This is a genomic window from Sphingorhabdus sp. (assembly GCF_046292425.1).
In the GTDB taxonomy this organism is placed as follows: domain Bacteria; phylum Pseudomonadota; class Alphaproteobacteria; order Sphingomonadales; family Sphingomonadaceae; genus Sphingorhabdus_B.
Window position 1 is genome coordinate 1 of sequence record NZ_JBKBQV010000027.1, and the last position, 22,471, is coordinate 22,471.

General features: G+C 53.1%; 21 protein-coding genes and 1 tRNA gene. 9 read left to right on the forward strand and 13 right to left on the reverse strand.

The annotated features are described in order from the left end of the window. Positions 1-172 precede the first annotated feature (172 nt). From ACK4S7_RS07340 to ACK4S7_RS07355, 4 genes are all read right to left on the reverse strand, one after another. Positions 173-475, reverse strand: coding sequence for a hypothetical protein (locus ACK4S7_RS07340; RefSeq protein WP_409645502.1), 303 nt, complete (start codon positions 473-475; stop codon positions 173-175). Positions 476-490: 15 nt separating this feature from the next. Further along, entirely contained in the window at positions 491-1,327 is an 837-nt protein-coding gene (locus ACK4S7_RS07345) for a hypothetical protein (protein ID WP_409645504.1), read from the reverse strand. 294 nt (positions 1,328-1,621) lie between these two features. Further along, on the reverse strand, positions 1,622-2,047 hold the full coding sequence (locus ACK4S7_RS07350; RefSeq protein WP_409645507.1) for a hypothetical protein: 426 nt from the start codon (positions 2,045-2,047) through the stop codon (positions 1,622-1,624). A 1-nt stretch (position 2,048) separates the two neighbouring features. Further along, entirely contained in the window at positions 2,049-2,477 is a 429-nt protein-coding gene (locus ACK4S7_RS07355; RefSeq protein ID WP_409645510.1) for a hypothetical protein, read from the reverse strand. A gap of 412 nt (positions 2,478-2,889) precedes the next feature. Between ACK4S7_RS07355 and ACK4S7_RS07360 the strand changes: the two genes are divergently transcribed. After that, positions 2,890-3,303, forward strand: a complete 414-nt coding sequence (locus ACK4S7_RS07360) for a hypothetical protein (RefSeq protein ID WP_409645513.1) — start codon at positions 2,890-2,892, stop codon at positions 3,301-3,303. Between the two features lie 38 nt (positions 3,304-3,341). On the opposite strand, the gene ACK4S7_RS07365 is transcribed toward ACK4S7_RS07360, so the two are convergent. Beyond that, positions 3,342-3,605 carry a hypothetical protein gene (locus ACK4S7_RS07365; RefSeq protein ID WP_409645516.1) on the reverse strand — a complete coding sequence of 88 codons (264 nt, stop codon included), beginning with the start codon at positions 3,603-3,605 and terminating at the stop codon, positions 3,342-3,344. A gap of 60 nt (positions 3,606-3,665) precedes the next feature. Further along, positions 3,666-4,325, reverse strand: coding sequence for a hypothetical protein (locus ACK4S7_RS07370; protein ID WP_409645519.1), 660 nt, complete (start codon positions 4,323-4,325; stop codon positions 3,666-3,668). A 224-nt stretch (positions 4,326-4,549) separates the two neighbouring features. Between ACK4S7_RS07370 and ACK4S7_RS07375 the strand changes: the two genes are divergently transcribed. Next, positions 4,550-4,636, forward strand: a tRNA-Phe gene (locus ACK4S7_RS07375). 453 nt (positions 4,637-5,089) lie between these two features. On the opposite strand, the gene ACK4S7_RS07380 is transcribed toward ACK4S7_RS07375, so the two are convergent. The 3 genes from ACK4S7_RS07380 to ACK4S7_RS07390 all read right to left on the reverse strand — a co-directional run bounded on the left by ACK4S7_RS07380 (position 5,090) and on the right by ACK4S7_RS07390 (position 8,996). Continuing rightward, entirely contained in the window at positions 5,090-7,357 is a 2,268-nt protein-coding gene (locus tag ACK4S7_RS07380; RefSeq protein WP_409645521.1) for a DUF5906 domain-containing protein, read from the reverse strand. A gap of 118 nt (positions 7,358-7,475) precedes the next feature. Next, positions 7,476-7,700 (reverse strand): helix-turn-helix transcriptional regulator, encoded by a 225-nt coding sequence (locus ACK4S7_RS07385; protein WP_409645523.1) that lies wholly within the window; start codon positions 7,698-7,700, stop codon positions 7,476-7,478. Positions 7,701-7,799: 99 nt separating this feature from the next. After that, positions 7,800-8,996, reverse strand: a complete 1,197-nt coding sequence (locus ACK4S7_RS07390) for a site-specific integrase (protein WP_409645525.1) — start codon at positions 8,994-8,996, stop codon at positions 7,800-7,802. A 294-nt stretch (positions 8,997-9,290) separates the two neighbouring features. Here ACK4S7_RS07390 and otsB point away from each other — a divergent pair, with 294 nt between their 5' ends. From otsB to ACK4S7_RS07410, 4 genes are all read left to right on the forward strand, one after another. Further along, positions 9,291-10,076: a trehalose-phosphatase gene (otsB, locus tag ACK4S7_RS07395; protein ID WP_409645527.1), complete on the forward strand. Its 786-nt coding sequence runs from the start codon at positions 9,291-9,293 to the stop codon at positions 10,074-10,076. Continuing rightward, entirely contained in the window at positions 10,073-11,869 is a 1,797-nt protein-coding gene (locus tag ACK4S7_RS07400) for a glycoside hydrolase family 15 protein (RefSeq protein WP_409645528.1), read from the forward strand. The genes otsB and ACK4S7_RS07400 overlap by 4 nt, the downstream gene beginning before the upstream one ends. Beyond that, complete coding sequence (locus tag ACK4S7_RS07405; protein ID WP_409645556.1) at positions 11,866-13,230, forward strand: trehalose-6-phosphate synthase; 1,365 nt, start codon at positions 11,866-11,868, stop codon at positions 13,228-13,230. Before ACK4S7_RS07400 ends, ACK4S7_RS07405 begins: the two co-directional genes overlap by 4 nt. A gap of 122 nt (positions 13,231-13,352) precedes the next feature. After that, positions 13,353-13,790 carry a glycine zipper 2TM domain-containing protein gene (locus ACK4S7_RS07410; RefSeq protein ID WP_409645558.1) on the forward strand — a complete coding sequence of 146 codons (438 nt, stop codon included), beginning with the start codon at positions 13,353-13,355 and terminating at the stop codon, positions 13,788-13,790. Between the two features lie 82 nt (positions 13,791-13,872). Here the strand turns inward: ACK4S7_RS07410 and ACK4S7_RS07415 are convergent, their stop codons facing one another. The 3 genes from ACK4S7_RS07415 to ACK4S7_RS07425 are packed head-to-tail and all read right to left on the reverse strand — an operon-like array spanning position 13,873 to position 17,094. Then, complete coding sequence (locus tag ACK4S7_RS07415; RefSeq protein WP_409645530.1) at positions 13,873-15,123, reverse strand: ABC transporter permease; 1,251 nt, start codon at positions 15,121-15,123, stop codon at positions 13,873-13,875. Beyond that, a complete protein-coding gene (locus ACK4S7_RS07420; RefSeq protein WP_409645532.1) occupies positions 15,120-15,833 on the reverse strand; it encodes an ABC transporter ATP-binding protein in 714 nt (237 codons plus the stop codon). The genes ACK4S7_RS07415 and ACK4S7_RS07420 overlap by 4 nt, the downstream gene beginning before the upstream one ends. Then, positions 15,814-17,094, reverse strand: a complete 1,281-nt coding sequence (locus ACK4S7_RS07425) for an efflux RND transporter periplasmic adaptor subunit (protein ID WP_409645534.1) — start codon at positions 17,092-17,094, stop codon at positions 15,814-15,816. Before ACK4S7_RS07425 ends, ACK4S7_RS07420 begins: the two co-directional genes overlap by 20 nt. A gap of 372 nt (positions 17,095-17,466) precedes the next feature. Here ACK4S7_RS07425 and ACK4S7_RS07430 point away from each other — a divergent pair, with 372 nt between their 5' ends. Then, entirely contained in the window at positions 17,467-18,468 is a 1,002-nt protein-coding gene (locus tag ACK4S7_RS07430) for a sensor histidine kinase (RefSeq protein ID WP_409645536.1), read from the forward strand. A gap of 54 nt (positions 18,469-18,522) precedes the next feature. Here ACK4S7_RS07430 and ACK4S7_RS07435 read toward each other — a convergent pair whose 3' ends face one another. Next, positions 18,523-19,182, reverse strand: a complete 660-nt coding sequence (locus ACK4S7_RS07435) for a DsbA family protein (RefSeq protein WP_409645538.1) — start codon at positions 19,180-19,182, stop codon at positions 18,523-18,525. Between the two features lie 220 nt (positions 19,183-19,402). Between ACK4S7_RS07435 and ACK4S7_RS07440 the strand changes: the two genes are divergently transcribed. Beyond that, positions 19,403-21,538: a S46 family peptidase gene (locus ACK4S7_RS07440; RefSeq protein WP_409645540.1), complete on the forward strand. Its 2,136-nt coding sequence runs from the start codon at positions 19,403-19,405 to the stop codon at positions 21,536-21,538. Positions 21,539-21,615: 77 nt separating this feature from the next. Further along, entirely contained in the window at positions 21,616-22,449 is an 834-nt protein-coding gene (locus tag ACK4S7_RS07445; protein ID WP_409645542.1) for a hypothetical protein, read from the forward strand. Positions 22,450-22,471: the final 22 nt, after the last annotated feature.

Here is a 22,471-nt window from a genome sequence, read left to right on the forward strand (position 1 = left end):
GGTCGACGTAATCGATGAGCGTGTAGCGTTTCGGCTGCTTCATGAAGTGCGGTTGCCACGCGCTGACAAGATGGCAACGACCACTGAGCAGTTTCAACGTGAGCTTGATGCAATCGAGTCTATGGGCAGATAGAAAAAAGCCCGGCAAAGCGAACTCGGCCGGGCTATACTGTTAAATCACAACATCAAATCTTTGCCATTGGTGCTGACGGAGAACAGCGCGGCCGTAATCAATTGGCCATGGGCCTCGTACCCACATAAGGCCAAAATCATCACTGTTCTCTTCGCTTGCCCACCGCTCTTGGTATCCAAAGCTGGTCAGCAATGCGATAAGGTTTTCTCGCATTATCGCGGGCATTAAATCTGGATCGCCAGTGCCGCCTAACCGCCGATACGCTTCGTCGAAGCCTATGATTTGGTAGCCCGCAAATCGCTCAACGGCGCCTTGGATAAGGCGTGGATCAAATTCAACCATAATTATCTCCAATCCTTACGCCGGGCTAGCGGGTGATGATGCTGGAGTGCGCCTAGCTTGTAGGCCTGCTTCGATGCGACCCGTGGAGGTGACATCAACTGGCTTACCTTCGCTGTCAGCTTCAGCATCTTCCTCATCGTCGTTGCGATAGGCTCCGACTTCCTGCTCGCGCTTCTTCAACATCGCGATCTGGAGTGTCCGTTGCGGATTGGGCTTTCCCGTTTCGAATTCTGTATCTTCGTTCAGGGCCTCCAGAACGCGACGCTCGGATTCCAAAATGGCCTGCTGGAGTTCTCGGTGAAGCTCACCACATAAAACGTCAGCCAATTCTAATGAAGAGAACGGACGGTCAATCCGGGTCAAATTGGATACGCGGCTACAAAGAGCTGCGGCCAGATCCTTGTCTGACGTTGCAGCAGCGAACTCAGCCAAGCTGGCAAGCTCAACGGGGCCTGAATTGGCAATCTGTTGCATAATGCGGCTGCGACGTTCCGAGCCAAGCGTATCCCGCATTAGCATCTGTACGGGGCTTCTGTAGTGAGCTGCTGCGGATTTGATATGTTCTGCCAGTTCAACGAGCTCACGGGTGTGTGCCAGTCGTTGGTCAGCAGTTTCGCGCACAAGCTCCAAACGCTTGCCACTTACTGCTCTTGCAACCACAGAAGGGCGATCTTTTGCATCAAGGCTGCGAAGCGATTCCGAAACCTGTTGCTTATGCCGTTCTACATTTTCAGTCAGATTACGAAGCAAGTTGGAATGTGCATTTCGATTTGCATGGATGCGGGTAGTTGTAGACCTGATATCGGTCGGGCTCAGCCATTTGACGCCGAGTTTTGCAGTGGGTGCGGGCATGATATTCTCCAATAAGGTTCTTCGCGTCTCGCTCGAAGCTTCTGGACTCGACCATGCCCGGGCACAGCCCAAGCTTTATACCCGCCATCGCAGGATATGGCCGAGACGCATTTGCCTCGGTGCAACACACGGATATTGAAATGGGCTGGTCAGCAGAAATTAGGGACCAACATTAGCGCCGGGTGACCGTAGTCGGTGTCTGCCACGGTGCTTGGCTGGCAAGGTGGCAGACATCCGATTGGTACAAATGGGCAATTTACGGCTGGGCTAACCTATCTTCGGTCAGGCGCTTTATTAAATTTGTTTCGGCATAAGGATGCTCAGGACGCCATGCCGTGATATTCGGCACGGCAGATCAAGCCGCCCACTCAATCTACCCCTGATCGATTCAGGGATATGCTTATTAAGCAGTTTGAGCTCTACCTTCTCATTTTCGTAGAATTTTAATTTGTGACTTCTCAAATCACGGTCGTCAGAAGTCCCTATGAGTTTAAGAACATTTGGGAATGCAGCAGGAGTGGCAATTCGAACGTAGTTTATGTCCTCCCCGATGATGACGTTCGTCACCCATTCTCTTCGGCGGAAGCTAAAGACCACCCCTTTGTAAACGCCGTGTGCAGATAGCAATGGATCTACGCCGACAGAGCCATGGGCTATTGTGTCATCCCTCCGGATTGGCGCATTTGTGCCTTGGCTGCTTGTTTCGGTGAGCTGTGCCATTTCACAAGTCCCCGCAGTTGTGGGCAGCGTTGCAGATTACCGGCGCTTCGATCCGTTGCATGCCAAGTCTCTCTTCTGCATACGCTTTAACACAGTCCGGATAAAAATCGCTGCAAGTATCGATCCATTCGACGAAGTCAAAGCCGCTCATTGGAAGCCTGTCAGCCAGAGTTACAAATGCACCTGCAATGAGGTGCCTGTCTTTCTCGCTTAGATCTTCACCCCTATATTTATCAAACATAGCTTGCAGCTTCCGGGCGCCTGTCTCCATTGTCTTCTCGCGCACGCTGACCACAATATCGATACGCCTCGGCCGAGGCGGTGGCTGCAGAGCCACGATGACTTCAACTGGGGTTGCGGGTGAGTTCAGGATCTCGTCAGCGGATCCTACTTGCCGACTACGGTCAGCGCTGTTCACTATCTCGGGCATATTTTTTCTCCTTGCGACAGCCGGAATGGCCGTCGAGGGGAGATCATCTATGGGTACGAAATCGACTTGGAAAGCTCTTTAAAAATCTGGCCTAGGCCGACTTTTATTTTCTGGCCATGGCCGAATTTTAATTTTCACTGGGTAATTCAGTACCTTATCCTGTGGATAAAAAAATTTGATTTTGGGCCTGCGAAGGGGCGGTTTTCGACCCCATTTCAGTGTCGCGCTCGGTACTTTTTTGCGAATCACCCCAAAAATGCATGCCGTTCAAGCCACTATGATTCGCAACGTTCTGATAAGCGATTAGCGGTTTTTGCTTGTGCCAGATGCCCACATTTCTGGAAAATTGTCGCTTGACACTATTTGCTATAATTTGCTATTCAGCATTTTATAGCAGAAAGGAGCAAAAGCGATGGGTAGAATGATTGACGTCTCAACCGAGGTTTTCGCAACCATATGGGCACAACGCCAAGATGGAGAGGAAAGCGAAAATGCTATCTTGTCGAGGATTTTGGGCTTGCACGCCTTGGCGCCACAGCCTCCAACAGAAGTTGCTAAAACAGAAACTGCAATAGGCGTGTATGATTCTAGAAACGGCGTGTCCTTCCCGGCAGGCTTTGAAATTTTCAGGTCTTACAAAGGCCAGAAATTTACAGCGCAAGCGCGAGACGGCGTTTGGGTTCGGCAAAGTTCAGGAGAGACTTTTCCTACCTTAAATCAATTGAATGACTCAATTGTAGCGGGTCAAGAAAACGTTTGGAACGGGAACTGGAGGTATGTCAGGAAGGATGGAACGGTAGGTTCAATAGATGAGCTACGTAAGTGACCGTTTAGCATGGGTGAAATGCAGCCGAAAATGTTGCATCACCTGAACTGCTGTGTTCTTTTATGGAAGGTATCTTCGGGAAAAAGGGGTAGCGTCCCGAGGGCTTCCTCATGTGGAAAGGCTTTCCGCGTGATCTCGTAACGGTTCAGTGCCTTCAGCACACGCTCAGTCAGTGTATCGACGGCCAACCGTGTATCAACACCACGCGCAGTGACTAAACTCCGGATCGCGTAGTTGGGTGCAAGCGTGATTGCGATGCTTATCGCAGTTTCAAGTTCATCAAGTTCAGGTCGAATCATCATGTTCCAATAAGAACATAACAAGAACATAGTTACAAGCCTGCTATAGACCTGCCCGGCCGATCAGTCGCATCGTTGCATGCTCATGCCATCACCCAAGATGGTGCGAGTCCGGAGACCACCGCTCTGAGCCTTAGCAGCAATCTCCTTTGCTCCTGGTGCAAAGGCGTTTGTCAGGGGATCGGCTTCCCTAAATTGGGCCTGTTGAGCAGCAGCCGAGGCGCTCCAGTCATCCATGGACATCGGGGACGGCATCAACAACACGCCATATTTCTTGCTGGCATCGATCTTCAGGCTTGGATCATCGCGATCGCGATAGCCATGGCGCGCCTTCAGCAAGAACATGGCCGCAGCACTGTCACCGCGCCGGGCATTGGCTGTTAGCAGATCACATAACTCTGACTCTTCCAGGTCTTTGCGGGCAGCGACAGCGTCCATCAGCATTTTGTCGTCCGTTATCAGGCGACGCAGCGTCGTGACGTTGATGCCTAAGGCCGCAGCTATTTCGGCCCGTGCATAACCATCCAAGAGTGCCACGCCGACCGCGTCGCGCTCATCTGGCGTGAGGACAGTTTTATTCCAAGGGATCGGCTTAAGGCTTGGCCGTGTCGGCACAGGCTCATCAAGCGGATCGACGGCTTGACGCTTTGGCATACTAGCCCGTTCAGCAGCATGCGCTTGCCGATTAAGAATGGATTTTTCGCTGCGTTTCAATTTCGTCATGCGGGTGTATTTGCACGCGGGTAGTCGGCCATGATACCAGCATCATCGGTGCTGTGCTCGGTGCTTGGAAAGACATCCAAGCAATAAGCCTATGATTGCCAAGTCTTTGGGTGAGGCATATCACCTGATACACACTCAGTGGGTCTCGCTCACATACATACTTGAACAGTTAGGATCATGCCTTTATCTCAAGGCCACCCCGTAATGGCAACATCGCGGTAAATGGAGGGTTGGCTGAGAGGTTTAAGGCAGCCGATTGAAAATCGGACGTGGGTTTCGGCTCACCACGGGTTCGAATCCCGTGCCCTATTTTAGAAGCCCGCTCCGATTGATAGATCGTTGAGCGGGCTTCGTCGTTAGGCTAGCCCACGCGTGCGCGGGCGCGTTTTGGCGATCAGGCAACATACCTTTCAGCGCATGATTTCTTAGGTAGGTCGGTAGGTCAGCGCTTTCTCTCGTTCCATTATAGACGGTGCAGTTATCGTCCAGGGGGGAGCCACCTAGCTTCGGCAGCGACAATTTCTGATATTAATCTATATAACAATATGTGCTGACCTACCCGACCCACCCCTCCAAAAATGAAGCAAATACTGCGTTTTTAGGTAGGTCGCGCCTCAGCCTACTCGCCGATCTACCTTGGGCGCTGACCTACCTTTTTAAGGTGTCTTGCCGACTATCATAGAAGCCACAACAACAACTGCATCAGATTGCACTGACCTACCTTGCACCGGCAGGGGCTACTGACCTACCGGTGCATGCCGAATTTAATCTTCGTCTCCCACCTTAACATTATAGTACGCCATCCAAGCATCGATCCGTTTCGCCGCGCCTGCCTCCTCCCATTTGTCGTGATTTCGCATGGACCACAATCTATTGCCGGGGCGATTAGAACTGTCCTTCTTTTTATAGGCTGTGTGCTGGACAGCCCCGCTGTTTTTTAGCCAGTCTGCCACTCGGCCTCGCAAGTTGCGCGTTCCCTTAAAGTCACTCTGCACTTCTCGCCAAACATCGTTCAACAGAACTAAGTCGAACTGGAAAAGCTTTTCACCATCTTCTAAAAGCTCGTCGAGAAATTGCTCTACATCACCAGTGCTGCGTCGGCGCATTTCCAACTTACCTTGCGTTGTTGGTGCCATGCCCTTGGGATTAAGTGCGACATCGCGGTTTTGGAGCATCCATTTTACGGCTGCAGCAAAATCATCGCCTTTTAAAAGCTCAAACAGCTTCTCGTAATAAGCTGGCGGACTTGGCTTTGCAGGAGAAAATAGCGTCAGCCATCTACGATCGCCATCTTCAATCGGCACAGCATTTTCATGGTTCGTGAAGCACAGCAAATTTAGGCCATTTGGAACTTCATATGTGTCAGTTCGCATACGTCGAATGCGCAGAGTGTCGCCCGTAATCACAGTTTTCAACTCATTTACGAGCTCGATGCGGCCACGGGCCATAATCTCTTCAACGATGGCTAGTTGACGGTCTTCCTGCCATGCCGTGTATTCTTTGGTAAGTTCCTGACTTTTGACCATGCGCGTATTGCGCATTCCGATCATCCGCTCGACAACAGATCCAATGAAGCTTTTGCCAGTACCCGGCGCGCCTTGAAGTAACAGAGCAAAATGGATTTTGACAAAATCGTCTCGCACTAGGAACGACAGGTAATCCAGCGCGTAGCCGCGCTCAGTCTCGTCAGGCAACAGATACACCATGTGCTCAAGAAAGACATTTGCAAGATCGTCGTTTCGCCTCGCATCAACGCCGCCCTTTCGCCAAGTATTGTAATGGCCAGCCCATTTTCCTTCGACAATTACCTCGGGGCCACCAGGCACATATGCGCAACCTTCAAATTTGCGCAGAGGCAGCTTGCCCTTCCAAACAGCACCAAGGATGTCACCATCAGACCACATGTGCTGATAATGTGCCTTAAACTGGAAAGGGGCAAATCGCTGACAATCACTGCGGCTGATGAAGTGTTCTGCGCGTGTAACCCAAACCCACTTACCAGCAAGGCCATCGCTTAAGGTTGGCTTGACGGGCTTTTCACCTGCAATTCGCGCCAAGACTTCAGGTTCTACGTCGTCTGGAAAATCCAGTGCAGGATCGTCGCGTGGGATAAGATCGCTTTTGCCCGCATCTGAAAGGTATTTATAAAGGGTCTTAACTGTAACGCGGCGACCTTGCGCGTCTGCATGCAAGCTATCCCATCTTTGGCCAATTTCGTAAGCGCGATCAGAGTACATCGGATCGTACGTCGACCAAGATAGGAACTCGTCGCGTCCTTCCCCCGCAGTGGCATGATGGCAAGCCATCATCAGGTTTAGCCATTTGTCTTGGTCCCTAAAATTCTCGACATCCAGTCCATCAAGCATTTCGCTTAACTGATCTGGCGATATCTCCCCCGCCTCGGCGACAGCAGTATGCTGCGGGCGTTCTATCAGTTTCATTAAACGCTCTGGCGCACTCCGCACATCGGCAGTCAACGGCGTGCCAAGTGGATCATCATCCCAAGCGTAGGGCGTCCGCGTCAAAGGATGGGAAGACCCCGGTGACACGACTTGCCGCCCATGGCCTTTGAATTCGATGCCGCGATAATCATCAAGTGTATCCACGGCTCGGAATCCCGCTGGAACTGTCATGTAAAAATGGTGGCCGCCGGCACCAGTTACAACGTGAGGCCAATCATCAAGATGAATTTCTAGTGCGTCTGAAAGCCGCTTAACGGGGTCATCACCAGGGGCAAAGTTGCGTGGATCGATGTCGATCACCAAGTCAGTTTCGCGCAGGCGAACGCCCACGTTGCTACCCTCGCCAAGCCGCTGTATCGCGTCATCAACATCGAGACTAGAGCAAGTTCTCCAGCCCTTTAGCGGAGCCTTTCCTATTTCACGTCCCTTAGCGTCAAGCGCAGCAGGCGAGTTAAGCGGTATCAACTCATAAGAAGTATGCCGAAACATTTCGAGTTCATTTGGCTTAAATCCAAACGACGGTCGCGCATCGCTCGACCCGGCGTTATTGATATTCTCATCAGACATCATTTGTCCTTATTTGCTAAAAGTTCTCTTGTCTGTCTTCTCATTGGCCCATTCCATTCCGGCCTACTTTTCAGGCGCATCCAGTAACACGGGTGCGCCTTTTTTTGATACTGATGGAAAGTTAGCCCGATATGAATCTGTCTAAATCGTCTCGGTGGTAACGCACCAAGCGATCTTGGATGATGTGGTATTTGGGTCCCTTCCCCCGCGCCCTCCAGTTTCTCAAGGTTCCGCTAGTTGAACCAAGATAGGCGGCAGCCGTATCGGGATCGAGCCAAGGGGTGCATGTTTGCTGTAGTTCTTCACGCACAACGGTGCGAATTGCGTCAATTGTGAGTTCCTGCACTTGCGATCTCCTGAAAAAGAAAGGCCGGACAATATGCCCGGCCTTTTAGTTGGGGACTTACCCACTGGTGCTAGTTCAAGCTGATCGATCAGGAACCCATCATTCGGGGGCACTCAGCGCTAATTTGAAGCCAAGCGGGTCGACGTAGGCCGCTTCCCGCATTACCTGTTGTTTGGGTGCCGCTTGAGCAAAGATGAAGTCTTCCAGTGCCTGAGTATGTACCCGCAGATGCTCGACAAGATGTGAGGCGTGTACGTAGCCACCAGACGCCCCCGGTAGCTTCTGGCCGAGTAGCAGCGCGCTTTCGGCATAGGGAACTCCAGCGGCGATATAGAGCGTCCTGGCGTGATGGCGATATTCATGCGGACTTGGCAGATCATCCTCACGTGGCTCCATGACATGCCCACATTTGCTGCTAGCTGACGGCCACAACCATTCACTGCCTAACGGCTCATCCGTATCCAGCCTTACGCCTAGTATCTGGGCTAGCCTGAAACCCATGGGAAGTTGCAAAGCTTCATCGCTCGTCTTCATGTGGGTGAGTGTAAGAACGGCCTTCTCGACATTAACCTCGGACCTTTTCACCTGAAGTATCGAAGATCGGCGGGCGCCAGTCAGCAACATCGCAACGTGCAAATCGCGCCGCATTGGCGTCAGCTTCATCACCCTTTGCCACCAATCGGCAATATCCAAAGGTGCAACCTTACGGCGCTTCGTTGTTGGAACATGCAAGGCTGCAACTGGATTGCCAGTCAACGTCTCATCAATGCGCATGGCAGTGTTCACGACGGCCCTAAGCGTACGCATGACGCTTCCAGCAGTTGTCTCACCATGTTTGCGCTTCAGTTCTTCAAACAGGTCACGCACCATCTGGCGTGAGATGTCGGCAATGGCCTTCTTCCTCCAATGCTTCAGATAATGATCGAGGTGGTAGCGGTAGCCCTCCTCCGTACGTGGGCGATGCGTCTTTTCCTCTAAGTGGGCGTCCAACGCCCTTTCAAGAGTGATTCCAGTCTCGGCAGGCCCTTCAGTCGGATCGATGCCTGACTGAATTTGCGACATTAACGACTTCGCTCTATTGCGGGCATCACGCAAGCCTATCCTGTCCACCCTGTCAATTTTGACCCGGACAGTTCTGACATGGCGGCCATTTCGCCTTACGTCACCTTGGCAAGCATAGGTCTTAGTAGTCTTGTGGCAGACGACCATCAGGCCTTTCACTTGAGCGTCCCGGTGGATGCCAGAACCCAGAGGCATCTCTCGTATTCGGGCTTCAGTTAAGTTGGACACGGACATTCTACATTCTCCTTCAAGTACCGCGTCAGACACCGAACGGCCGCCATCCTTGGCTGCCTCCGAGTGACGCTGAATGATTGGAATGTCGTGGTTTTACTAGCTTGCGAGCCCTAAAGTGACCATCAGTTGCACTGAATTACCACTTAATGCGCAACTCTTAATCAGCGGGTCGTGGGTTCGAACCCCTCAGCGTCTACCATTTTTAAATGACTTTCGCACTTGGGCTGGAATCACGCGGTTTTTAAACAGCGGACAGCACATATTGCTTTACCCGGAAAAGAGCGTGCCCGGTTTATGGGTGCATTCGGGTCAGCCTCTGCTATCTTCACGGGTATGCGCCGAAAAACCGTCATTGGCTTAACACCGCCGCCCCTGAATTTAAAGCAATGCTGCCTGTTTCTCGATTTTGACGGCACGCTGGTCGACATTGTTGAACGGCCGGAAGACGTCGTGGTAAATGAGCCACTGAACCGTCTCTTAAGGCGGTTACAGAGCGTACTCGAGCATCGGCTTGCGATTGTTAGCGGTCGCTCAATAACGCAACTTGATGCGTTTTTTGGAACCGGAAACACGGATCTAGCGTTAGTAGGCAGTCATGGTGCTGAAATACGGATAGGCACGCGAACGGTAACCGCACCACCCCGTCCCCACGCATTAAAAGGTGCAGAAGTGTTTTTCAAACAGGTGTTCGCTGATAATCCGAATATGGTGATTGAGGTAAAATCCTTCGGCGTAGCAATTCATTATCGTCTTGACCCGGCGATGGAGGGGACTGCAACCAAAATGGCTGCTGATTTTGCAATGACACATGCGCTGGAGTTACAGCATGGCAAAATGATGGTGGAGCTGCGAACGGTTGGCCATGATAAAGGCACCGCCATCAACAGGTTGATTTCTAGCGCGCCATTTGCCGGTTATACGCCCGTGTTTATCGGTGATGATCTGACTGATGAGCCAGGGTTCGACGCCTGTGCGGCCAATGGCGGGTTTGGCATACTCGTTGGCCCCGTGCGTAGGACGGCCGCCCATTATCGGCTCGAAAACGTGGCAGCCGTTCACCATTGGCTTGAAACAGCATGACCGCTTCGCTTGAACTGTGGCCCATTGGCAATTGTCAGGTTTCTGCGCTGATTGATCGGGCGGGGCGCTATGTTTGGGGGTGCGTTCCCCGGGTCGACGGGGACCCTGCTTTTTCATCGTTGCTCGATGATTCGCCGCCGGCTGGTGAGGGCGCATATGGCTTTTGGGAGATTGATCTTGAAGGGACCGTTCAAACCACACAATCCTACATTCGAAACACGCCGATACTGGTTACCAACCATGTTGACGGTCACGGCAATGCAGTTGAAATTATAGACTTTTGTCCGCGCTTCAAACGCAACGGGCGGATGTACCGGCCAGTTGCGTTTGTTCGACTGGTTCGCCCTGTAGCGGGCAGCCCCCGTATCCGCATCCGGCTGAGGCCTTCTACGGATTGGGGCAGTGCCAAAGCGGCGACGACCCGGGGGTCCAATCATATCCGGTATCTGCTAGGTGACGGATCAGTGCGGCTGTCTACCAGTGCGCCTGTAGGGTGGATCGAAGATGAGCGGCTGTTCCGTGTCGAACGACCGTTACATTTTTTTCTAGGGCCTGACGAAAGCTTTGGGGACGAAATTGGCGCTGCGACCGAGGCGATGCTCGACCGTACTGTTGAAGAATGGCGGCACTGGGTGCGTGGCCTCGCTACGCCCCATGAATGGCAGGAAGCGGTCATAAGGTCGGCGATAACCTTGAAACTGTGCCAGCATGAAGAAACAGGGGCGATTGTGGCGGCGATGACGACCTCAATCCCTGAACATGCGAATTCTGGCCGGAACTGGGATTACCGATATTGTTGGATACGTGATGCTTATTACACGGTGCAGGCACTGAACCGGCTCGGTGCACTCGATGTGCTTGAAGGCTATCTGGAATATTTGCGCAACATCGTTGATAACGCCGCGAGCGGCCACATTCAGCCCTTATATGGGGTAGGCGGGGAAGCAACCCTCACCGAATGGGAAGCCCCCGCATTAAGCGGCTATCGCGGCATGGGGCCAGTGCGCGTCGGTAATCAGGCTTATGAACAAGTTCAACATGACGCTTATGGACAAATTGTCCTGTCAAATGTCCAGGCCTTTTTTGACCAGCGGCTACTGCGGGTGGCGGGGATTGAAGACTTCGAGGCGCTGGAGCCGATCGGCGAACGGGCATGGCAAAGTTTCGACAAGCCAGACGCGGGACTTTGGGAATTGCGGACCAAAAGCCACGTTCACACATATTCCGCGGCAATGTGCTGGGCGGCTTGCGACCGTTTGGCAAATGCGGCGAAGGTTCTCGATATGCCATCGCGATGCGACTTTTGGCAGGATCGTGCCGACAAAATGCGCACCGTCATCGAGCAGGCGGCATGGCGGCCAGATACCGACCGCCTGTCCGCGACCTTTGCCGGGGACGATCTGGACGCCAGCCTGATACAATTGCTTGAGCTTCGCTTTCTGTCCCCCGAAGACCCCCGTTTTCAAGGCACGTTAAAAGCAGTCGAAGCCGGGCTGCGGCGGGGTGCGCACATGCTGCGTTACGCATCTGAAGATGACTTTGGATTGCCTCACACCGCCTTCAACGTCTGCACTTTCTGGCTGATAGAAGCTTTGCACTTTACAGGCCGGGACAATGACGCTCGGCTGTTATTCGAAGAAATGCTGTCACGCCGTACAGCGGCCGGACTTTTGTCGGAAGATATCGATCCTGTATCCGGGGAGCTGTGGGGCAATTATCCGCAAACCTATTCGTTGGTCGGCATGATCAATTGCGCGGTTCTGTTGAGCAAGCCGTGGAGCGCCATCAGGTGAGCCGGTTGATCGTCATATCAAACCGAGTGCAGGCACCAACCGAGGAATCTGGTGCACAAGGTGGCCTTGCTGTGGCTCTTACGGCAGCGTTGCGAAGCACGGGGGGTGTATGGTTTGGCTGGTCGGGCGAGGTGGGGGAAACAACCGAACCACGCTTTGCAACTTATGACGGGGTAACATCAGCGACTGTGGATTTGCCCGAGCAAGATGTAGAAGAATATTATGATGGATATGCAAACCGGACATTATGGCCATTGTTTCACTATCGCCTTGGCCTGACCGAGTTCGAACGTGATTTTGAAGGTGGATACGAACGGGTAAACCGCGTCTTTAGCGATGTGATTGCCCCTCATATCCAACCCCAAGACCTGGTGTGGGTGCATGATTACCATATGATTCCGCTCGGCTGGTTTCTGCGACAGCATGGGCTGACCAACAGGCTAGGCTTCTTCCTTCACATACCGTGGCCACCAACACGTTTGCTGACTGCGCTTCCGCAGCATCGCAGGCTGGTCGAAGCCTTGTTCGCCTATGACGTTGTCGGATTTCAAACGCAGGAGTGGCTGGAGACTTTCCACGATTATGTAGTCCGCGAAATGGGCGGTTGTATTGGCGAGGACGGAGAAATCACCGTGGGCGGCCGGACCATCCGGGCAATTGCTTGTCCCATCGGTATCGATGCCCAAGAGTTTATCGCTAACGCCTTTGGTCCGGAAGCGTCATCTGCCTTTGACCGTATGGTCACAAGTTCAGCCGGGCGCAGCCTTATCGTCGGTGTAGACCGCCTTGATTACTCAAAAGGGTTGGAAGAGCGATTCAACGGGTATCAGCGTTATCTCGAAACCCATGCAAACGCCCATTCCAACGTATACTTGCTTCAGATCGCACCACCTTCGCGGGCATCGGTTCAAAGCTACCGCGATATCCGTGAGAAGCTTGACGCCATGTCCGGGCGTATCAATGGTGCCTTTGCCGATGTTGATTGGGTCCCACTGCGTTATGTGAATCAGGGGTTTCCGCGCACAATGCTGGCAGGCATTTACCGTGCCGCCCGCGTCGGACTGGTGACGCCCTTGCGCGATGGCATGAATCTGGTGGCGAAGGAATTCATAGCCGCTCAGGACCCTGAGGATCCAGGCGTACTCATACTGTCCCGCTTTGCCGGGGCTGCCGAGCAACTGCAGGAAGCAATAATCGTTAACCCATATAGTCCTGACGAAATCGCCGATGCCATTGCCCGCGCACTTTCTATGTCGCTGGATGAAAGAAAGGCGCGGTGGAATCCAATGTTCGAAGGCATCGTCCGAAACGACGTCAATTGGTGGACAGACAAATTTTGCGATGCACTTGCAGCGGATTAACGCGCGCATGTTGGCTTAAGTGGAACATGGGTAAGCGACGAGGGTTGTTTTTCTACCACCCACGTCCGAACGGTGACGCTATTTTTACTTCAGTCATCTGGACTATCCAATGGAGAACCATGATGCAAAAAATGTCTCTTATCACACTCATTGCAGCCACCAGCTTGGCTGGGGGGTGTAGCACATATGGAAACGACTATGATGATGGCGGTTTCGGATATTACGACCGGACCTCGTACAACCGCTATGGCAGTTACGACTACAATCGCCCTGACCCGAGGTATAATGGATATTATGCCGACCGATACTATCGTAATGACCGTCGCTATCGTGAGCGCCGCTTGTCGGAAAACGACCGCATCTATAGAGGCCAGAATGGGCAATATTACTGCCGACGCTCGGATGGCACGACCGGCCTCATTGTCGGTGCGGTCGCTGGCGGCGTTTTAGGTAACGTCATTGCGCCAGGCAACTCGGAAACGCTCGGAACGATATTGGGCGCCGTTGCCGGCGGTGCTGCGGGACGCGCCATTGACCGTAATGAGGTCCGCTGCAGATAAGTCTATTTCAGGGTTGCTGGCCAGTCAGGCTAGCAACCTTGTGAAATATATCACGTAATTCTGTATCGCCATTGCGTCGCTGTTACTCGCTTCTAAGCGCCTCAATCGGCGAAAGTCGTGAGGCTCTTATCGCCGGGTAACCGCCGAACAGCAGTCCAATCACCGCAGAAAATGCTACCGCCATTAATGCCGTGTCCAGTCCAATAGGCGCCGGAAATTCGGCGACCCTTTCGAAGATAGAAGCAGCCAGCAAGGCTAGGCTCAACCCGATTGCGCCTCCGATGACGCACAGGACGGCAGCCTCCACCAGAAACTGGTTCCTGATGTCGCTTCGTTTTGCGCCCAACGCCATCCGCAGTCCGATTTCGCGGGTACGTTCTGTAACGCTAACAAGCATGATGTTCATGATGCCAATTCCGCCAACCAACAGCGAAATCGACGCAATGGCGACAAGTACAGCTTGGAAAATTTGAGTTACTTCGCCGGTAGTTTCGGCAATTTCTGTCGTGGTGCGAACGGTAAACGGGTTGATCTTGCCTTTGGCAACCCGATAGCGGTCGCGCAATAACCGCTTGATTTCCCGTTGCCCCGCCAGCAGCGAGTCTTCGTCTTCAAAGCCGACAAATATCAATGTCACATCGTCAGGACCTTGCGTAGGCGTGTTCAACAGACGCTGGCGAAGCGTAGTAATCGGTACAACGATCTGGTCGTCATTATCATTGCCCAGATTGCTGCCCTTGCTTTCTAGCAGACCGATGACGTTGAACGGCACGCGGTTGATCCGGATCGTTTCGCCAACCGGATTTGTTTCGGGAAACAGCTTGTCGGCAACAGTTTGCCCTATCACCGCGACGCGGGCCGCCGAACTGATGTCGCTTTGCGTGAGGAACCGGCCCTCGGATGCCGTGATATTGGAAATAACGCCATATTCAGGCGTGGCACCAGTGGCCTGAGTCGTTGCACTCCGCCCGGGTGCGACAATCTGGACGCTGTTGCGTATTTGCGGGGCCACCGCGCTTACGCCCGATACCTCGCGCAATATAGCCTGCCCGTCGCGTTCGGTCAGTCTTCCCCGGTCGCTCGGACGTGGCGGGCCGCTGCCGCTATCAGGCTGTGGTACGACAATTGCCATATTCGATCCCAACGTCGCAATTTGCTGCGAGACCGAAACCTGAGCCCCATTGCCAACAGCAACAGCCAAGATCACGGAAAACACGCCAATCATGACGCCAAGGGTGGTCAGGATTGACCGCATCAAATTGGTGCGGAGCGCCGTCAGCGCAATCGCGACATTGACTCCCCAACCAGCCATTGAAGCGAGCAGGTTTTTCATTCCGCATTTGCCCTGCGGCGCGATTTGACCGCAGCGTCCTCAATCACTGTTCCGTCGCGAAAGACAATGCGGCGTGCCGCATATTCAGCGATGTCCGGCTCGTGCGTTACGACGACGAGGGTAATGCCTTCGTCATTCAACTTCTGGAATATACCCATAATGTCCAAGGATGTCTGCGTATCAAGTGCCCCGGTCGGCTCGTCCGCCAACAGCATCAGCGGGTCCGTCACCAAAGCCCGCGCGATGGCAACCCGTTGTTGCTGGCCACCCGACAGCTTGGCGGGGGTGTTCTGCAAGCGGTTGGCAAGGCCCATCGCCTCTAGCTTTTCCTGCGCGCGCCGACGACGTTCCGCATAACCTAGACCTGCGTAGATGAGCGGCACGGCGACATTGTCCAAAGCACTTGTTCGTGCCAGCAAATTGAATTGCTGGAACACAAACCCGATCTTGCGGTTGCGGATTTCGGCGAGCGCATCGCTATCAAGCGACTTGGTATCTATCCCGTCGAGGAGCAGGGTCCCCGAGGTAGGAATATCCAAACAGCCAATCATGTTCATGAAGGTCGATTTGCCCGACCCGCTGGCACCCATGATTGCAACAAATTCGCCACGTTCAATCGACAGCGATACTTGGTTGACCGCATGCACAATTTCACCGCCAATCACATAATCTTTTACGAGATCATGCGTTTCAATTAGCGGCGTTGTCATCTTCATCCGCGATTTCGTCGGCCTCCGTCTTTGGCTTTAGCGATTTTGTGCGCACCAGTACTTTATCGCCGGCCTTTATCCCTGAAAGAACTTCTGTAAATTCTTCACCCTGTAGCCCCGTCCGGATGATTTTTTTCGTAGGTCGATAGGGGTCATCGCCCACCAAAAATACCGTGCCGCTGGGCACGGGTTTCTTGGATGATGCAGAAACTGGTTTTTCTGCAGCGGCCTTGGGGCGGTCGGCGACGCGCGGGCGAAAGCGCATCGCGTTAGTGGGGACACGCGTTACATTCGTCCTGACGTCAGTGATGATTTCGACATTCGCTGTCATTCCAGGAAGCAGCTTTCCATTGATATTGTCAACGTCGATAATGACCAGATAACTCACGACATTTTGGGCCTCCACAGGCGCTTGCCGAACTTGCCGCACCTTGGCTTCAAAAACATCATTGGGATAGCTATCAACCGTGAAACTTACATTCTGGCCCTCACGAATCTGCCCGATGTCAGCTTCATCGACCGATGCCTCTACCTGCATCTTCGTGGTGTCGGCTGCAATTTCGAACAAATTTGGTGTCTGAAAACTGGCGGCAACGGTGGTTCCCGGTTCAACCAGCTTGTTGATGATGACTCCGCTTGCAGGTGCGATAATAACCGTGCGATTAAGATCAAGCGTCGCAGACGACAACTCGGCATTGCCCTGCCGGATTTGCGCTCCCCCGCTTTGCGTTTGCGCCAGCGCCACCTGTAAGGCATTCCGGGCGCTGTTGAGCTTGCTCTGTGCTATGTCCAGACCAGCCTTTGAAACAAAGCCACGATCCGCAAGGGCCTTTTGCCGCGCAAAATCCCGCTCTTGTATCTCCAGTTCCGACCGTGCCCGCGAAACATTCGCGACGGTCTGTTGGAGGTTGGCGCGTGCAAGAGCGACTTGCGCTTCCGATTGTTCCACCCGTGCGCGAACGCGCGTGGGATCAATCTCGGCCAGCACTTGTCCAGCGCGGACGCGCGAGTTGAAATCGACATATACTTTGGTGATCTGCCCTGACACTTCGGCACCAACCTTGATTGTATTCAAAGCACGCACCTTGCCACTGGCGGACACCTTGCGAACCACGTCGCCGCGCGTCACGACCTCACTGATATATTCATAGTCATGCGGTGTCGGCCTAACGATACGATAGCCAATGAACAGCAGCACAAGCGCAATCAATACCGACCAAGCCGGGTGACGCTTTGTCCACAAGGTGAAGGTAGTCAGCATATGTCCCGCCCGGCATTTGATTATCGGCTGACTTGTATCTCGCGTTAGAGATGCTGGCCAGCGGTTATGTCGGTTAAACTGAAAGTTTCTATAATTCAGCAAACTAACATGAAAATGCATGACGGAACTATCGTTATCCATAGCACCACATCGTTGTGCAGAACTCGATCATTTTACGCTCTCAGCGCGCCTGAATAAGGAACCGTCAGTCGCTCCATGGTCGCCTCGCTACACTGCCGTCAGCGATTGCAGCCATCGGAACAATATAAATATGACAGCGTTTGCATGACGAAACGGGCGAAAATCGTCGGGAAAGCGAACAGCTTTCTCTCAGGTGTTTATCGCCATACGGCCATAAGGAGGGGCCGATGTGTGAATGACACTGGAATATTGGAAGACATTTGGACCCAGCAGCAGGTCCGCCTCGCAATCGACGCAGCATCCGTGGCCCTCTGGCGTTGGGACGTAGACGACAACAGTTTCAAAATGGACGCTCAGGGTTTCAGTCTTTGGGGAATTCCATGGTCCAACGACCTCCATTTCGAGCATCTTTCGGCCCAAATCCATCCTGCGGACCGAGACAGAGTTCGGGCTGCATTTATCGCCACCCGATCCGTGCCCGGACCTTATGAGCAGGACTTCCGAATTATCGTTGAAGACGAAGTCAAATGGGTTTCCTCCCGCGGCCGAGGCGCAGACGAAGGCATGGTCGGTCGCGCCATGTACGGTATCTTCTTGGATGTGACAGGGCGTAAGCAAGCCGAAGAAGGCCATGAACTGCTGGCTGGGGAGATGAGCCATCGGGTACAGAATCTGTTGGCCATTGCAAGCAGTCTCACCGCGCTCTCTTCCAGGTCTGCAGATAGCGTAACTGAGATGACCCGGGACCTGACACGCCGGTTGACGGCGTTGGGACGTGCACATAATCTTGTTCGGCCGCTGCCGCCGTCCCAAGGAACTGCTGCTTTATTGGGGGACGTCATCACCGTGCTGCTGGCACCTTATGACGATATTGGTGCCTTTAGCGGGCGAGTTCGGGTCGCAGTGCCGCGCATGGGCGTTGGAGAGCAAGGTGCTACGATTTTGGCTATGGTTGTGCATGAGCTGGCCACGAATTCTGTAAAACATGGGGCACTTTCCAGTGCATTTGGAATGTTGGACATTACCGGCACCATCAAGGGCGAGACGCTTGAACTGACCTGGGCAGAAACTGGCGGTCCCGCCATCGACGAGCCGCCTCAGTTAAACGGCTTTGGTAGCCAAATGCTAGTCAACATCATTAAATCCGAACTCAAAGGAAGCATTAGCCATAGCTGGCGGCCCAGCGGCCTCGTTGCCTCGATAACAGCAAATCTGGATTGTCTGGCGACCTGATTCACCGCGAGCCGGAACAAATGATATGCCTGACAAACGGTGATCGGTCACGCATCACACTTGTCCTTGGCGCGCTTGTCTACCAGCTGCAAAAAGTCGCCGGAACCGACCTTCATCTTGCGCGCCGGTTAATAATATTGAACCGGCAAGATAAGCGGGTGTCCCGGAAATGCCCAGTTGGAATGCGTCTGCTTGGGTCCGGTCCAACTGGCGGTCGATGTCCGCGGCATATGCTTCCAAATCTGCTTCAATCTGGCGCCAGCTCCCTCCGGTGTATTCGATTGCCTGACGCAAAGTGTTTTCTTCCAATGTGCGTCGTTCGTTCATCAGCCGAGCATGCACTAATGGATAAATGCCCTGGCGATCAGATGCGATTGCGACCCGTGCAGCGCGTTCCGATGCTGGCCCAAAAATAGGCCAGTCCCTGTAAATGATGCGAACATGGTCATCCTGCTGCAGCGCCTTTTCCATCGCGGCGTTGGATAGCTTGCAGGCCGGACACCGGTAATCTGTAAAAAGGACAAATGTTAGGGTGGGTTGTCCGACGTCGCGGCTGGGAAATGTCCGGTCCGTAAGTAGAGCCCGAGCAGTTTCGTTGGCGCTGACGTCACGCCCCACAGGAGACGATTTCCTTAGCATATGTCCAACGCCTGCTCCTGCGAGGGTAATCACGAAAAGCTGGGCCATATGTCGGCGAGAGATAGTCTTTACCACGATATTGTTCCGTCCAAAACCGAACATCTTGTACTGCCATGAGTAGGCAGTGAAACATCAACCGCATTTCCAATACGACAGTTCCGCTGTGCCTGACGTGATTGCAAGGCAGCCAATGCCCAACAGCGCCAGGACGAAACAAAATAATAATCCCATGGTTCAATATTGATTGCTTTTGTAACTTTGTTAGGAAGTAATATATCGTTTGATGGAGATGAAAATGCGTTCAATGTTTTTAGGTGGTTGCGCTGCAACTGCTCTTTTCCTGTCGCAGGCAGTGGTCGCAGAAGAGGGCATGTGGTTACCTAATCAAACGCCAGAACTTGCGGGCAAATTGAAAGAGGCCGGACTGGAAATTGATCCGGCAATGCTCAGTGATTTGCAGGCTGCACCCTTGAATGCCATCGTTTCATTGGGCGGGTGTTCAGCGGCATTTTTAAGCCCGGATGGTCTTGTCGCCACCAACCATCACTGCGTCTACGGGTCCATCCAATATAATTCAAAACCCGGACAGGACTATTTAACTGATGGCTTTCTGGCAAAAACCAATGCCGATGAAGTTCAGGCTGCGCCAGGATCGCGGATTTACGTCATCGAGGACTTACGAGATGTAACGTCCATGATGAACAAAGGCGTGACAACGAAGCTCGACGGATTGACACGATTTGATAAGCTTGAGGCCAATCGCAAAAACCTGATCGCAGCCTGCGAAAAGCAGGCAAATCGCCGTTGTGACGTACGCGCTTATTTTGGTGGTTACACTTATTACCTGCAGCAACAGCTTGAAATAAAAGACGTTCGGCTGGTTTATGCGCCGGCAAGCGGGATTGGTAACTTTGGCGGAGAGACCGATAACTGGCAATGGCCGCGCCACACTGGTGATTTCGGCTTTTACCGGGCCTATGTTGCGCCGGATGGTACTTCGGCACCATACGCCAAGGACAACGTACCCTATAGGGCAAAATCCTGGTTGAAAATTGCCACGACACCGTTGACTGAAGGCGACTTTGTAATGGTCGCAGGGTTTCCCGGTGTCACGCAGCGACTTCAGACTGCTGCCGAGGTCAAGCATGTGTTCGACAGTGTCTATCCAGTGGAACAGCAATTGCGCGCTGATTATTCCGACACCATCGTGAAGGCGACGGCCGGCAATCCGGCGACACAGATCAAATATGCGTCCATTTTAAAAGGCTCTGACAATTATAAGAAGAAATTGCTGGGGGAGATTGCCGGTGCCGACGCAATAGGCCTGATGGCGCGCAAAGATGCAGCCGACACAGCCTTTCGAGCATGGGTAGCAGAGGATAAGAGCCGCACTGCGAAATACGGTCCTGCACTCACCGCGCTCGATAGGAACATTTCCGAAGCGAACGATGCGCGTGTGAATGCATTGCGCCTTTCCACCATCAACCGTTCACAATTGTTGTCGGCGGCTACACTGCTCTATCGCTGGGCCAAGGAGCAGCAGAAGCCTGATGCACAACGCGATTCCGGTTATCAGGAACGCGACCGCCTGCCGGTTAGTGAACGTTTGGCGCAATTGGACCGACGTTATGATGCTGGTGTGGATCGCGTCATATTTGATCAGGCGCTGACCGAATACCGCAAAGTACCGGCTGACAAGCGGACTACCGCCTTTGAAGCAAAGCTTGCTGAAATTGGCGTCGACAGACTGTATGCCGATACAAAGCTGGCCGACAGCGCAACACGGGCCAGTTGGCTCAACAAATCGCCTGCGGAATTTGAAGCATCAGACGACCCGTTCATTCAATTGGCAGTTGCCGCCTATCCCACCATCATAGCGGACGAAAAAAATACCAAAGCGCGTTCTGGGCGGATCCAGGCAGCCCGTTCAGTAGTAATGGCAGGACAGTTGGCCTTCGCCAAATCCCAAGGGCGCACATTGTACCCGGATGCGAACGGGTCGCTTCGTTTTACTTATGGCAAGGTCACGGGCAAAGTGCGCGATGGACAGATCTGGACGCCGTTTACGACTGCCGAAGGCGTGGTTGCCAAACATACCGGGCGCGGGGAATTCGATGCGCCGGATGCCGCCATTGCGCGCTTGAAAGCCAAAGACTTCGGCAACTATGTCGACCCGACGCTTGGCACCTTACCCGTCAATTTTCTTTCGACTGTTGACATTACCAATGGCAATTCCGGTTCTTCAACACTGAATGCCAAAGGTGAATTCGTTGGATTGGCATTTGACGGTACGCTTGACGGTGTCGTCGCCGACTGGTCATTCGATTCAAGCGTCAACCGGACAATTCACGTCGATGGCCGGTACATGCTGTGGACCATGGAAAAAGTTGATGGCGCTGACCGACTGTTGCGGGAAATGGGGGTAAATTAACGGCGGGAGACCTGCACCGGTTTCCGGCTGTCGTCGTCTCCCAGACCCGTACCTCCGATAGATAATCAATTGATAATGTGAGTCATTTTGATATTCTGGCACCTTCTTGCTCCAGGGGGACGTCCGGAATGTTTAATCGCTTACTATGCATCTTTGCTATCTTGGTCGTGTTGTCGAGCTGCGCCGCTATGCCCAAACCTTCCGCTTTGGTCGCGCCACCGACGCCGGTAATTTCTGTGTCAGATTTTCTCATTAGAGGGCAAAGATCATTTGATAATGCGACGGTGACGGGAATGAAGAGTATCGTCCTCTTCACGCGTCAAAATAACGCGCGCAACAAACGGTTCTGTGAAACTTTTGTGAAACTGGCACCTATAGAGGTGGCTGAAGCGAGCGGCATCAAGGCGGATTTTGCGCCGATTTATTGGCTACTTAAGAAAGATGTTCCAGACCGCACAAACTGCGACCAATTATTGAAAGAATATGACTTCCAGCTCGCGAATCTGTACTTGCAGCGCTACGGTCAAGGGCTGTCCAAGGGGCCTATTTTAGTAGCGGTAGACCAGGACGGAAGATTTGCATTCATCGACACGGAAAAGGCCGACGGCCGGGACATCGCCCGAATTGTCATTGAGTGGGCGAACATGTTCCAGAAGGGCGGTATGAGCAACATATCAATTTCATCACCCACATTTCTGGAAAATTTGGCAGGTCTGTTGTGCAATACGACAAAGGCGGTGGTCACACTCAGGACCCCCGCAGCAGGGGCCGATGTTCAAAACCCAGCCAGCTTCGGGTTTGATCCGGGCACAGGCAAGTGGAACAGGCCCTCTTTATTCGGGGTTGGCGCACTTCTCTTTGGCGGCACGATAACAAACCTGGCTTGCAGCTTGGGAGAGTTGGTGACGTGATAACAGTTTGCGGTGCAGTTAG

Excerpts from the sequence above, each read along its gene's own strand:
- ACK4S7_RS07400 (WP_409645528.1), top strand. The coding sequence starts at position 10,073 with ATGACCGCTTCGCTTGAACTGTGGCCCATTGGCAATTGTCAGGTTTCT.
- ACK4S7_RS07340 (WP_409645502.1), bottom strand. The coding sequence starts at position 475 with ATGGTTGAATTTGATCCACGCCTTATCCAAGGCGCCGTTGAGCGATTT.
- ACK4S7_RS07345 (WP_409645504.1), bottom strand. The coding sequence starts at position 1,327 with ATGCCCGCACCCACTGCAAAACTCGGCGTCAAATGGCTGAGCCCGACC.
- ACK4S7_RS07425 (WP_409645534.1), bottom strand. The coding sequence starts at position 17,094 with ATGCTGACTACCTTCACCTTGTGGACAAAGCGTCACCCGGCTTGGTCG.
- ACK4S7_RS07390 (WP_409645525.1), bottom strand. The coding sequence starts at position 8,996 with ATGTCCGTGTCCAACTTAACTGAAGCCCGAATACGAGAGATGCCTCTG.
- ACK4S7_RS07440 (WP_409645540.1), top strand. The coding sequence starts at position 19,403 with ATGCGTTCAATGTTTTTAGGTGGTTGCGCTGCAACTGCTCTTTTCCTG.
- ACK4S7_RS07420 (WP_409645532.1), bottom strand. The coding sequence starts at position 15,833 with ATGACAACGCCGCTAATTGAAACGCATGATCTCGTAAAAGATTATGTG.
- otsB (WP_409645527.1), top strand. The coding sequence starts at position 9,291 with ATGGGTGCATTCGGGTCAGCCTCTGCTATCTTCACGGGTATGCGCCGA.
- ACK4S7_RS07380 (WP_409645521.1), bottom strand. The coding sequence starts at position 7,357 with ATGATGTCTGATGAGAATATCAATAACGCCGGGTCGAGCGATGCGCGA.
- ACK4S7_RS07410 (WP_409645558.1), top strand. The coding sequence starts at position 13,353 with ATGCAAAAAATGTCTCTTATCACACTCATTGCAGCCACCAGCTTGGCT.
- ACK4S7_RS07365 (WP_409645516.1), bottom strand. The coding sequence starts at position 3,605 with ATGATGATTCGACCTGAACTTGATGAACTTGAAACTGCGATAAGCATC.
- ACK4S7_RS07415 (WP_409645530.1), bottom strand. The coding sequence starts at position 15,123 with ATGAAAAACCTGCTCGCTTCAATGGCTGGTTGGGGAGTCAATGTCGCG.
- ACK4S7_RS07370 (WP_409645519.1), bottom strand. The coding sequence starts at position 4,325 with ATGACGAAATTGAAACGCAGCGAAAAATCCATTCTTAATCGGCAAGCG.
- ACK4S7_RS07360 (WP_409645513.1), top strand. The coding sequence starts at position 2,890 with ATGGGTAGAATGATTGACGTCTCAACCGAGGTTTTCGCAACCATATGG.
- ACK4S7_RS07350 (WP_409645507.1), bottom strand. The coding sequence starts at position 2,047 with ATGGCACAGCTCACCGAAACAAGCAGCCAAGGCACAAATGCGCCAATC.
- ACK4S7_RS07355 (WP_409645510.1), bottom strand. The coding sequence starts at position 2,477 with ATGCCCGAGATAGTGAACAGCGCTGACCGTAGTCGGCAAGTAGGATCC.